The 12,303-nt window shown below is 73.4% G+C and carries 9 protein-coding genes; 6 read left to right on the top strand and 3 right to left on the bottom strand.

Features of this window, described 5'->3' with window-relative positions:
- Positions 1–816 precede the first annotated feature (816 nt).
- Genes ABZ945_RS14075 through ABZ945_RS14065 form a run of 3 tightly spaced genes read left to right on the top strand, consistent with a single transcriptional unit; the run spans position 817 to position 3,750 of the window.
- Positions 817–1,386, top strand: coding sequence for a cysteine dioxygenase family protein (locus ABZ945_RS14075; RefSeq protein WP_361268163.1), 570 nt, complete (start codon positions 817–819; stop codon positions 1,384–1,386).
- A gap of 13 nt (positions 1,387–1,399) precedes the next feature.
- A complete protein-coding gene (gene cofD / locus ABZ945_RS14070) occupies positions 1,400–2,356 on the top strand; it encodes a 2-phospho-L-lactate transferase (protein WP_361268092.1) in 957 nt (318 codons plus the stop codon).
- 11 nt (positions 2,357–2,367) lie between these two features.
- Positions 2,368–3,750 (top strand): coenzyme F420-0:L-glutamate ligase, encoded by a 1,383-nt coding sequence (locus ABZ945_RS14065; protein ID WP_361268160.1) that lies wholly within the window; start codon positions 2,368–2,370, stop codon positions 3,748–3,750.
- Between the two features lie 21 nt (positions 3,751–3,771).
- Here ABZ945_RS14065 and ABZ945_RS14060 read toward each other — a convergent pair whose 3' ends face one another.
- The 3 genes from ABZ945_RS14060 to ABZ945_RS14050 all read right to left on the bottom strand — a co-directional run bounded on the left by ABZ945_RS14060 (position 3,772) and on the right by ABZ945_RS14050 (position 7,660).
- The gene (locus ABZ945_RS14060; RefSeq protein WP_361268089.1) at positions 3,772–4,824 is read right to left on the bottom strand and encodes a DNA-3-methyladenine glycosylase 2 family protein; all 1,053 of its coding nucleotides are present in this window, start codon (positions 4,822–4,824) and stop codon (positions 3,772–3,774) included.
- A 109-nt stretch (positions 4,825–4,933) separates the two neighbouring features.
- Positions 4,934–6,016 (bottom strand): NDP-sugar synthase, encoded by a 1,083-nt coding sequence (locus tag ABZ945_RS14055; protein WP_361268086.1) that lies wholly within the window; start codon positions 6,014–6,016, stop codon positions 4,934–4,936.
- 171 nt (positions 6,017–6,187) lie between these two features.
- A complete protein-coding gene (locus ABZ945_RS14050; protein WP_361268083.1) occupies positions 6,188–7,660 on the bottom strand; it encodes an N-acetylmuramoyl-L-alanine amidase in 1,473 nt (490 codons plus the stop codon).
- A gap of 140 nt (positions 7,661–7,800) precedes the next feature.
- Between ABZ945_RS14050 and ABZ945_RS14045 the strand changes: the two genes are divergently transcribed.
- The 3 genes from ABZ945_RS14045 to ABZ945_RS14035 all read left to right on the top strand — a co-directional run bounded on the left by ABZ945_RS14045 (position 7,801) and on the right by ABZ945_RS14035 (position 12,211).
- Positions 7,801–8,553, top strand: a complete 753-nt coding sequence (locus ABZ945_RS14045) for a TIGR03089 family protein (protein WP_361268080.1) — start codon at positions 7,801–7,803, stop codon at positions 8,551–8,553.
- A gap of 370 nt (positions 8,554–8,923) precedes the next feature.
- Positions 8,924–10,099 (top strand): LCP family protein, encoded by a 1,176-nt coding sequence (locus ABZ945_RS14040; protein WP_361268077.1) that lies wholly within the window; start codon positions 8,924–8,926, stop codon positions 10,097–10,099.
- A 264-nt stretch (positions 10,100–10,363) separates the two neighbouring features.
- Positions 10,364–12,211, top strand: coding sequence for an LCP family protein (locus ABZ945_RS14035; RefSeq protein WP_361268074.1), 1,848 nt, complete (start codon positions 10,364–10,366; stop codon positions 12,209–12,211).
- Positions 12,212–12,303 lie beyond the last annotated feature (92 nt).

Genomic DNA, 12,303 nt, shown 5'->3' with positions numbered 1-12,303 from the left:
TGATCGGTCGTTTCTGGAATTCGGCCGAACGACACGGGCGAAATTACAAGTGCGGTGCTCCGGGCTCAAGCCGGATTGACGGTCCGGCCCGGTATTCACTCTGCGGAACCAAGGCTATGCGGAAAGTGTTCACATCGCCAAAAATGAGACACAAGCCCACCAGCCTGCCCGCACTCCTCCTTTCGGCACCTCTTGCCGTGCCCTTAAGGAGAGACGTGCACGTCTTCGATCGTGTTGCGGTCCGGCCGGGGAAGCGACTCGGATCACAGTCAGGTCACGAGGGCGCGACGATGTTTGCGCGGGTGGTTGCTGCGCCATGTGTCCCGCCTACCGCAAGCACAAACCTTTCTCCCGTCGAGGTAACCGGAAGAGGTGAAACATTCCCCCCAAACCGGTCATTGGGTTGACAGAAGGGAACGCCTCCCGTCACCTTTGATGGCATGCCAGCGACCTCAGTGCTCTCCACGGACCCCATGGGTGGGTTCCGCAGCGCTGTCCGCCGTGCGGGCGCGGCCCGTGCGCAGCGCCACGGTCGCTGTCGCTGTCTCTGCGCGAGCTGTTGATCCACCGAGGGTCCGGCTCGCTTTTCCGCGTTCGCCGCGCACTCTCGCGGCCTGCCCTCCTCCCCGCGTACGGGCTCCGCGCACATCGCGGTGTGTGACCGCACCGCCGCCGTCGTAGCCGGAGAACCCGTCCGCACCCCGTATCCACGCGTCGCCCGCCCGGCCGCGGCGCGTCCACTCCGCTCAGCCGAGGAACCACCGCACCCCCATGAGCAGCGCATCCCCCACCTCCGCCGCCGCCCCCACCCCCGCCATGCCCGCGCCCGCCGCCGGTGACAGCGATGTGCAGATCGGGGGCGATCTGCTGTCCGTACCGCATCTGCTCCAGCCGGCGAAGGAGCACCCGGAGACGGTGGCCGAGTTCGTGGGGCTGGCGCGGTCCCTCGCGGCCGACCGCGGGCAGTGGGAGCACCTGGTCGCGTACGACGCCACCAGCCGCTGGTACCACCGGCTGCGCACCGGGCCTGGATACGAGGTCTGGCTGCTGTCCTGGGTGCCCGGTCAGGGTTCGGGGCCGCATGATCACGGGGCGTCGTCCGGGGTGCTCACCGTGCTCTCGGGCGAGCTGACCGAGCGCTCCCAGGGGGGCGTGCGGGTGCTCGGAGAGGGCGCGCAGCGGGTGCTCGCGCCGGGGTACGCGCATGAGGTCGTCAACGACTCGCTGGAGCCGGCCGTCAGCCTGCACGTCTACTACCCGGGCCTGACCGAGATGCCGGTGCGGGAGGCGGGAGAGGTGGCCGGAGCGGGGGCGGTGGCTGAGGCGGGAGTGGGGACGGTGGCCGGGGCCGGTGCCCCGCACGGGCGGGATGTCGTACCCGCCTGACAGACTGGCACCCATGCGCATTGTGGTTCTGGCCGGGGGCATCGGCGGTGCCCGTTTCCTGCGCGGCCTTCGGCAGGCCGCTCCCGACGCGGACGTCACGGTCGTCGGCAACACCGGTGACGACATCCATCTGTTCGGGCTGAAGGTCTGCCCCGACCTCGACACGGTGATGTACACCCTCGGCGGCGGCATCAACGAGGAGCAGGGCTGGGGGCGGGCGGACGAGACGTTCCATGTCAAGGAGGAGCTGGCCGCGTACGGGGTGGGGCCCGGCTGGTTCGGGCTGGGCGACCGGGACTTCGCCACCCATATCGTGCGCACCCAGATGCTGGCCGCGGGCTATCCGCTGAGCGCGGTGACCGAGGCGCTGTGCGACCGCTGGAAGCCGGGGGTCCGGCTGCTGCCGATGTCCGACGACCGGGTGGAGACCCATGTCGCCGTGGACGTGGACGGCGAGCGCAAGGCGGTGCACTTCCAGGAGTACTGGGTGCGGCTGCGGGCCTCGGTGGACGCCCATGCGGTAGTGCCGGTCGGCGCCGAGCAGGCCAGGCCCGCGCCCGGGGTGCTGGAGGCGATCGCCGAGGCGGACGTGGTGCTCTTCCCGCCGTCGAACCCGGTGGTGTCCATCGGCACCATCCTCGCCGTGCCCGGTATCCGGGAGGCCATCGCCGACGCCGGGGTGCCGGTGGTCGGCCTCTCCCCCATCGTCGGCGGCGCCCCGGTGCGCGGGATGGCCGACAAGGTGCTGGCGGCGGTCGGGGTGGATGCGACGGCGGCCGCGGTGGCCGCGCACTACGGCTCCGGGCTGCTGGACGGCTGGCTGGTGGACACGGTGGACGCGGGTGTGGCGGCCGAGGTGGAGGCGGCGGGCATCCGCTGCCGTGCCGTACCGCTGATGATGACCGACCTGGACGCGACCGCGGCGATGGCCCGGGAGGCGCTGGCGCTCGCCGAGGAGGTACGCGGATGAGCGCGCCGGGGATGTCGGGGACGCGGGAGGGGTACACGGAGCGGGATCACGCTGCGGCGCCGGAGGAGGCCGCGGGGCCGGAGGGGGCCGGGGCGCCTTCCTTCCGGGTGTGGGCGCTGGGCGGGCTGCCGGAGGTGCGGCCCGGGGACGAGCTGGCCAAGCTGATCGCCGCCGCCGAGCCCGGGCTGGTCGACGGCGATGTGCTGCTGGTCACCTCGAAGATCGTCAGCAAGGCGGAGGGCCGGATCGTGGCGGCCGGTGACCGGGAAGCCGCGATCGACGCGGAGACCGTGCGGGTGGTCGCCCGGCGCGGGGCCCTGCGGATCGTGGAGAACCGGCAGGGGCTGGTGATGGCCGCCGCCGGCGTGGACGCCTCCAACACGGCCGCCGGCACGGTGCTGCTGCTCCCCGAGGACCCGGACGCCTCGGCGCGCGCGCTGCGCACCGGGCTGCGGGACACCCTCGGGGTGGACGTCGGCGTCATCGTCACCGACACCTCCGGCCGCCCCTGGCGCAGCGGGCTGACGGACATCGCGATCGGCGCGGCCGGGGTGCGGGTCCTGGACGATCTGCGCGGCGGCACCGACGCGCACGGCAACCCGCTGAACGCGACGGTGGTGGCGAGCGCGGACGAACTGGCCGCCGCCGGAGACCTGGTGAAGGGCAAGACGGCGGGGCTGCCGGTGGCGGTGGTCCGGGGCCTGCCCCACCTGGTGCGCGAAGGGGAAGACGGTGACGCGGGGGCGCGGGCGCTGGTGCGGGGTGCGGCGGACGACATGTTCCGGCTGGGCACCTCGGAGGCGGTCCGGGAGGCGGTCGGACTGCGCCGCACGGTACGGGAGTTCACCGACGAGCCGGTGGACCCGGGCGCGGTGCGGCGGGCGGTGGCCGCCGCGCTGACCGCCCCGGCGCCGCACCACACCACGCCCTGGCGGTTCGTGCTGCTGGAGTCGGCCGAGTCGCGGGTGCGGCTGCTGGACGCCATGCGGGACGCCTGGGTGGCGGACCTGCGGCGGGACGGGCGTTCGGAGGAGTCGGTCGCCCGCCGGGTGCGCCGCGGCGAGGTGCTGCGCCGGGCCCCGTATCTGGTGGTGCCCTGTCTGGTGACGGACGGCTCGCACCATTACGGGGACGAGCGGCGGGACACCGCCGAGCGGGAGATGTTCGTGGTCGCGGCGGGCGCCGGGGTGCAGAACCTGCTGGTGGCGCTGGCCGGTGAGCAGCTGGGCTCGGCCTGGGTGTCGTCCACGATGTTCTGCCGGGAGGTGGTCCGCGAGGTGCTTCGACTGCCGGAGCACTGGGACCCGATGGGCGCGGTGGCGGTGGGCCGCCCGGCCGTGGCCCCCGCCCTCCGGCCGCCGCGTCCGACGGAGGCGTTCATCGAGGTGCGCTGAGGAGCCCCTCGCAGGGACGGCTCAGAGGGCGGCGATGTTGCCGGGGGTCATCCTGGGTGCGCGGCGGGGTGGGGTGCGGCCGCTGAGCAGGATGAGGCGGGCGGCGCGGTGCCGCTGGCCGGCGTACGGCTCCAGGAGCGCCAGCATCTCCTCGTCGTCGGCCTGGCGGCGGTCGGCGAGGGCGTGGCCGACGATGCCCGGCAGGTGGTAGTCGCCGACCGACACCTCGTCCGGGGCGCCGTTGCTGCGCTGGACGGTCTCGGCGGAGGTCCAGGGCCCGATGCCGGGGATCAGCTCCAGGCGCCTGCGGGCCTCCGGCGGGGGCATCGCGGCGGCCTCCTCCAGCCGCCGGGCCACCCGTACCGCCCGCAGGATGGTGCCGGAGCGCTTGGCGTCCACACCGGCGCGGTGCCACTCCCAGGAGGGGATGAGGGCCCAGGTGCGGGGCTCGGGGACGACGTACAGCCTGCCTCCGTGCGGGCCGGGCGCGGGCTCGCCGTACTTGCGCAGCAGCAGCCGCCAGGCCCGGTAGGCCTCGTCGGTGGTGACCTTCTGCTCCAGGATCGACGGGATCAGCTCGGCCATGACCAGCCCGGTCCGGGTGAGGCGGAGGCCGGGGCGGCGGCGCTCGGTGGCGGCCAGGAGGCGGTGGCGGGGGGTGAAGGCGGCCGGGTCGTCGTCGGCGCCGAGGAGTGCGGGGAGCGCGTCGAGCAGCCACTCGGCGCCGGGCCCCCAGGCCTCGGCCCGTACCGTCCCGGCCCGGGCGGCGACCCTGAGGGTGCCGGGCCCGGCCGGGGTGCGGCTGGTCCGCCAGATCGAGCCGTCCGGCGCGGCGTGGAAGGCGGGGTCGCCGGGGCCGCGCCGCAGCGGGCCGAGGGTCAGCCCCAGGTCCAGCGGCCAGGGCGGGGTCCACTCCCGGGTACGGGAGGGGTCCGGGGAGCCGGCGGCCGAGGCGGTCTTCTGGACGGGGACGGGTGCGTGGGTGGGTACGGAGACATGGCCGACTACGGGGACATGGCCACCGCGCACACCGGTGCGGGTGGGCCGGGGCCCGGGGGCGTAGCGGCCTGCCACGTTTCGTCGCCGCCGTTCGTCGAGGTGAAACTGGATCCTGTGATTCCGCTTGTGCGGGACCCTTGAGAGGGTAGCCCCGGACCGGACGGAGTCCGGCCCGGCGGGGGCGCTACTGGTCGGAGGAGAAGCGCACCGCGCAGTCGGGGATACGCGCGTCGCACCACACCCGTACGCCGTCGCGCAGCTCGTTGTCGGCGCCGACCTCCGCGCCGTCGCCGACGACCGCGCCATGCAGCACGGTGCGGGCGCCGATCCGGGCGCGCTCGCCGATCAGCGAGTCGGTGACCACCGCGCCGGCCTCCACAACCGCGCCGGCCAGGACCGTGCTGCCCTCGATCCGGGCACCCGCGCCGACCACCGCGCCCGCGCCGACGACGGTGCCGCCGGTCAGCTTGGCGTCCGCGGCAACCTCGGCGCCGTCCAGCACCAGCCGTTCGCCTCGGCGGCCGGGCACCGCCGGGGAGGGGGCGCGGCCGAGCACCAGGTCGGCGGAGCCGCGGACGAAGGCCTGCGGGGTGCCCAGGTCCAGCCAGTAGGTGGAGTCGACCATGCCCTGGAGGTGGGCGCCGTCGGCGAGCAGACCGGGGAAGGTCTCGCGTTCGACGGAGACGGGCCGGCCGGCCGGGATGGTGTCGATGACCGAGCGGCGGAAGACGTACGCCCCGGCGTTGATCTGGTCGGTGACGATCTCCTCGGGCGTCTGCGGCTTCTCCAGGAAGGCGGTGACCCGGCCGGTCGCGTCGGTCGGGACCAGGCCGAAGGCGCGCGGGTCCTCGACCCGGGTGAGGTGGAGGGAGACGTCCGCGCCGGAGGTCTCATGGGTGTCCACCAGGGCCTTGATGTCCAGCCCGGTCAGGATGTCGCCGTTGAAGATCAGCACCGGCTCGTCGGGGCCGGAGCGCAGCCGCGAGGCCACGTTGCGGATGGCGCCGCCGGTGCCGAGCGGGTCGACCTCGGTCATGTACTCCAGGTGCAGGCCGAGGGAGGAGCCGTCGCCGAAGTACGGCTCGAAGACCTCCGCGAGGTAGGAGGTCGCCAGCACGATGTGCTCGACGCCGGCCGCCCGGGCGCGGGCCAGCTGGTGGGTGAGGAAGGGCACACCCGCGGCCGGGACCATCGGCTTGGGGGTGTGGACCGTCATCGGACGCAGCCGGGTGCCCTTGCCACCGACCAGGAGGATCGCTTCTGTCACCTGTCGTCTCTGCTTCCTGCTGGGTCCGGTCGATGGGCCACCTCGGTCGTATGACCGACACGAGCGGACAGTGTAGGCAGACGGCGGGCGGGCGCCCGGTGCCCGCCCGGGCGGCACCGGGGCGGACACCGGACCCGGGCGGGGGTGACGGTCGCGGTCGGGGCGGGCGGGTCAGCGCCCCTGGAGCCTGGCGGCGGTGGAGCGGGCGGTGCCGAGGCGGCCGTAGAGCTTGGCGCCCGGGCACTCGGTGGAGAAGCCGTCGCGGTGGCCCGAGATGACGTTCATCTTGACCCGTACGCCCTTCTTGTACAGGTTCGAGCCGCCCGAGGTGAGGGTGACGGTGCCGCTCGGGTTCTTGCCCCAGAGGCCGAGCTTCCAGGCGGTGAGCTTGGCGACGCCGTTGACCGCGGCCGCGGGCGGGGTGGTGGAGCCGTAGGTGCCGAGCACCACGACGCCCATGCTGTTGGAGTTGAAGCCGAGGGTGTGGGCGCCGAGCACCGCCTTGGCCACGCCTCCCGCCCGGCCTTCGTAGATCTTTCCGCACTTGTCGACGGCGAAGTTGTAGCCGAAGTCGCGCCAGCCGCTGCTCTTGACGTGGTAGCGGTAGATGCCGCGCAGGACGGAGGCGGACTGGCCGCAGGAGTAGTTGTTGCCGGTGGCGCTGTGGTGGACGAACGCGGCCTGCACCGACTTGGTGTAGACGAAGTTCTTCTCCCGCATGCTCTCGTCGGCGCCCCAGCCCTTGCGGGTGGTGATGCCCGGTCGCGGGCCGACGTACGGCTTGGCGGCGGGCACCTGGCCGGCCTGCCCGCTCAGTTCGGCCGCCTGCTCGCTCAGTTCGGCCGCCTCCTCGGCGTACAGCGCCTCGGTCTCGGCCTTCGACAGCTCGGGGATCTCCAGCGCGCCCAGTGGGGCGTGCTCGGCGTTGACGGCGGAGGCGGCGGACTCCTCGGCGGTCAGCATGGAGCCGGTGAGCGGGCTGTCGGCGGCGGTCTCCCCGCTGCCCGGCTGGGGCTCGATGGAGGTGTTCCCGGGGGTGGTGGTGCTTCCCGTGCCGGGGGTGGCGGCGGGGTCGTCGCCCGGGTCGACCAGGTCCACCCGCAGGCCGCGCGGGAGGGGGGTGGCGGTGGTGGAGCCGTCGCCGGGGGCCTCGCCCCGTACCCGCACCTCGACGCCGTCCGAGGGGTTCACCCACAGCGGGGCGGTGGAGCCGCGCAGGGTGTCCGCGTCGCCCTCGGCGGTGCCGGCGTCGGCGCCGTGCGCCTCGTTGTGGGTCTCCAGGTCCTGCCAGTCGGACCAGTCCCCGGTGGCGACGGCCCGGGTGCGGACCTGGACGGTGCCGTCGAGGGCGGCCGCGGGCTCCTCCCACACCACCCCCAGCAGCGAGAACGGCTTGGTGTCGCGCTGGGACAGGCCCTGCTGCGCGGCGCCGGTGGTCTGGTCGGCGCGCAGGCCGACCAGCGGCACGGACTGGGTGGAGCCGGGGACGGCGGCACCGGTCCGGGCAGAGGGGGCGGCGGCGGTGTGCCGCGCGGTGACGGGGGCGTCGTTCGGGGCCGGGTGGGCGGCGGCGGGCGACGAGAGCGGGATCACCAGCGCCGCGGTGCACGCGACGCCGATCGCGAGAGCTAGGTTGGCACGCATGAGCCGATCGTGGGCCGCGTCGGCACGGCTTCGCCTGCCGGCTGCTCCGTACGGGACGTGACGGCCCGTCGGCCATCCGGTGGACCCGCCGTCACCGGTACGGCCCCGTCCGCCGCCCTCGCGCGCGTACCCTTGCGCGGGTGAACGCCAGCGACCGCACCCCCGCCGACCTGCTGCGATCCGCGCTCGCCGCGGACCCGGCCCGCCCCTTGGTCACCTTCTACGACGACGCCACCGGTGAACGCGTCGAACTGTCGGTGGCCACCTTCGCCAACTGGGTGGCCAAGACCGCCAATCTGCTGCAGGACGGGCTCTCCGCCGAGCCGGGCGAACGGGTGGCGCTGCTGCTGCCGGCGCACTGGCAGACCGCGGTGTGGCTGGTGGCCTGCGCCTCGGTGGGCGTGGTGGCCGACGTGGGCGGCGACCCCTCGCTCGCGGACCATGTGGTGGCCGGTCCCGACCGGCTGGCCGACGGGCTGGCCTGCCCCGGTGAGCGGCTGGCGCTGTCGCTGGCCCCGCTGGGCCGCCGCTTCCCGGCCGCGCCGGAGGGGTATGACGACTACGCGGTCGAGGTGCCCACCCAGGGTGATGTCTTCGCCCCGTACGTCCCGGTGGACCCGGACACCCCGGCGCTCGCGGTCGGCGGCGCCGAACTGACCGGTGCCGAACTGGTCGAGCGGGCCCGGGCCGACGCCGACCGGCTGGGGCTGACCGCCGGTTCGCGGGTGCTGTCGGCGCTGCCGTACGACGGGTGGGAGGGGCTGTCGGCGGGGCTGTACGCGCCGCTGGCGGCGGGCGCCTCGGTGGTGCTGTGCCGGAACCTGGACCGGCTGGGCGCGGAGGAGCTGGAGAAGCGGGTCGCCAGCGAGCGGATCACCCACACCCTGCGCTGAGCGCCCGGTCCCCTTCCCTCGCGCCACCCGTCCGGCGGACAGCGGGGCCGTTCCACCGGGTCCCGGCGCCCACTCCGTCGGATGATCGGAGGAACGGATGCGCCGGCGCCGGGAGGCGTACGGCCCAGGTGGCGAGGAAGGGCGGGACGACCACGTGACGGACAGCCCCGGCACGCCCTCGGACCCCGGCCGCGGCGGGCGCCGCAAGCGGCCCTCCGGCCGGGCCCGCCAGTCCGGCGGCGGCCGGGGCCGCCAGCCTGAGGGTGGCCGGGGCCGCCAGCCCGGTGGCGGGCGGGCCCGTTCGTCGTCCGGCCGCCCGGGAAAACCGCGCCCCACGCCCCAACCCGGCAGGGGCACAAGCGCCCACGCCGTGCCCCCGGGTTGGCCCGCCCGAGACGGCGTCCCGGGGCCGCCCGCGCGGGCGGGGGCCGCGCCCTCCTCGTACCGGCGGCCCCGCTGGCTGCGGGTGGTGGCGTTCGCCGGGGCGCTCAGTGTGCTGGCCGCGGCCGGGGGGGGCTGGTGGCTGTACCGGAAGCTGGACGGCAACATCACCACCGACACCTCGGCCGCCGCCGAGCTTGAGCGGTACGAGCGCGAGCGGCCGGCCTCACTGGCGCACGGGGCGCGGAACATCCTGCTCATCGGCTCCGACACCCGCGCCGGCAGCGGCAATTCCGCGTACGGGCGGGACAAGGGCACCCAGCGCTCGGACACCGCGATCCTGGTGCATCTGGCCGCCGACCGGCACAGCGCGACGGCCGTCTCGGTGCCGCGCGACCTGATGGTGCGCACGCCGAGCTGCCGCAACCGCGAGGGCGGCACCGCACCGGCCGCCTTCGCCCAGTTCAACAAGGCCTTCGAGGTGGGCGGTACGGCCTGCACCATCCGGACCCTGGAGAAGCTGACCGGTATCCGGGTGGACCACCACATCGTGGTCGACTTCGGGGGGTTCAAGAAGATGGTGGACGCGGTCGGCGGGGTGCGGGTGTGCGTACGGCAGCCGATCCACGACGCGGACGCCAAGGTGGATCTGAAGGCGGGCGCCCGGACCCTCGACGGCGAGCAGGCCCTCGGCTACGTACGGGCCCGCAAGACGCTGGGCAACGGCAGTGACACCGCGCGGATGGACCGCCAGCAGCAGTTCCTGGGCGCGCTGGTGAACAAGGTCCAGAGCAACGGCGTGCTGCTCAACCCGACCCGGCTGTATCCGGTGCTCGACGCGGCGACCAGGTCGCTCACCACCGACCCGGGGCTGGACTCGCTGAAGGACCTGTACGACCTGACCCGGGCGATGCGCGGGGTGCCGACGGAGAGGGTGCAGTTCCTGACGGTGCCCCGGCGCCCGTACCGCGACGACGCGAACCGGGACGAACTGGTGCAGCCTCAGGCGAACGCCCTCTTCGAACGGCTGCGCGCGGACCAGCCGGTGGCGGTCGAACCCGAGGACGACGGGACCGAGTCGGGCGCCGCCGGCAACCGGAAGCGGAAGCCGTCCGCCCTGCCCACCTTCACCGGCACCAACGCGGCCTCGGGTGCCTGCCCGTAGCAGCGCGCGTCGCCTTGACGGCGGTACCCGTCGGTAAAGCCCTAACCAAGGACTGGGCGTCCATCTACGCGGATTGAGCGGATTGCCCAGTTGTAAAGAGGGTGGAATTTGTCACGGGCGTCGCCCCGCGCTGAACTGGGCGGATAGTGTGACGCGATCCGGCGTGCTCCAGACCGTGGTTCGCACGCAACCGGATTTTGGACCCGGGCGTCCTCCTTGGGGAATGAGGCGCCTTGAGTGGCACCGACGGAGGACCCAAGCACCGTGGATGCGCAGAGCCGTGGGCGGGTGGAGGACATCGACCCCGCAGACCAATGGGTGCTGAACCCGGAGACCGGCAACTACGAACTGCGACTGGACCGTTCCGGACCGCAGCAGCCGGAGACCGGAACGGCCCACGGCGCCGCGGGAACCTCCGGGCGCCGCAGGGCCCCGGGTCCGCGCAAGGACTCCGCCTCCGGTACGCGTACGGGGTCGGGATCCGGCTCCGGCTCCCGTACGGGATCGGGGTCGGGCTCCGGTACGCGTACGGGATCGGGCTCGCGTACCGGTTCCGGCTCGCGTACCGCTTCCGGCTCGCGTACCTCCGCCGACCCGGCCCGTCCGGTCCCCGGCCAGCGGCGCCGCACCGCCGCCGCACCGCCGGACCCGCGCGGTCGCCGCAAGCGCAAGCAGGGCGCGTCCGGGAAGAAGAAGGCCGTGCTGTGGACGGCCGGAATCATGGGCTTCGTGGTCGTGGGCGCCTCGGTCACCGCCTACGTCGTCTACAACAAGCTGAACGGCAACATCAACTCGATCGACGTGGGTGACGCGGCCAACGGCGGCTCGCTCAAGGACGGTCCGATCAACATCCTCATCCTGGGCTCGGACGTCCGTACCGGCGAGGGCAACGAGGCCTACGGCGACCGTGAGAACTCCACCGGCCACGCCGACACGACCTTCCTCTTCCATGTGTCGGAGGACCGCACCAACGCCACCGCGCTCAGCATCCCGCGCGATCTGAAGACCGAGATCCCCGACTGCCCCACCAAGCAGCCGGACGGCTCCACCAAGGTCATCCCCGGCAACCGGTTCACCCGGTTCAACGAGAGCTTCGGCGTGGAAGGGCGCGACCCGGGCTGCACCATGCGCACGGTGGAGAAGCTGACCGGCGTCAAGCCGGACCACTTCATGATGGCGGACTTCAACGCGGTGAAGACGCTGACCACCGCCATCGAGGGGGTGGAGGTGTGCCTGGCCGAGCCGATCCGGGACGAGTCCTCCAAGCTGAACCTGGACGCGGGTGACCACACGATCATGGGCGAGCAGGCGCTTGCCTTCCTGCGGAACCGGCACGGCCTGGGCAACGAGAGCGACCTCGACCGGATCAAGCAGCAGCAGCAGTTCATCGCGTCGATGATCCGGAAGATGAAGGAGGAGACGCTCGGCAACCCCAAGCGGATGTACAACCTGGCGGACGCCGTGACCCAGGCGCTCACCGTGGACAAGGGCATCGGCGACATCCCCAAGCTGACCGAGCTGGGGCAGGAGATCAGCTCGATCGACCTGAAGAACATCACCTTCGCGACCGTCCCGGTCCAGGACAACCCGGCGGAGGCGGTCAAGGCCACCGTCGTGCTGGACCAGGCCAAGGCGCCGCAGGTGTTCAGCATGATCCAGAACGATGTCTCCTTCACCGAGGTCAAGAAGAAGGCGAAGGCGGCCAAGAGCAAGCAGGAGGCGCTGCTCAAGGGCGACCGCGCCGAGGCCTCCGAGGTGCGGGTGGACGTCTACAACGGCAGCGGGATCGCCGGCGCCGCGCAGCAGACGCTCAACTGGCTGCAGAACCAGCAGGGCGTGCCGAAGTCCTCGAACCAGAGCAACGCCCCGGAGCAGGACAAGACGACCCTGGAGTACGGGCCGAACCAGGCCGGCCAGGCGCGCAAGCTCGCCGATCTGATGGGGCTTCCGGCGGCGGCGATGAAGCCGGCCGCCGAGGACGCGGAGGCCATGCAGCCGATGAAGCTGGTGCTCGGCGGCGACTTCAAGGGGGCCGGGGTGTCCATCGCCCCGCCGAAGAAGGCGCCGGACGTGGGCCAGGTCGAGGCGGACAAGCGCATCTGCGCACAGTGACACGGACACGGACACGGCCGATGGCGCCGCCGCGGTGAACGCGGCGGCGCAGCCGTAGGGGCAGGGGGGACCAGGGGTGGGACGAGGCAGCA

The organism is Streptomyces sp. NPDC046887, from assembly GCF_040644755.1.
Classification (GTDB): domain Bacteria; phylum Actinomycetota; class Actinomycetes; order Streptomycetales; family Streptomycetaceae; genus Streptomyces; species Streptomyces lichenis.
Note: the sequence above shows the minus strand (reverse complement) of the source record. Positions and strands in the feature narration are given on the sequence as shown.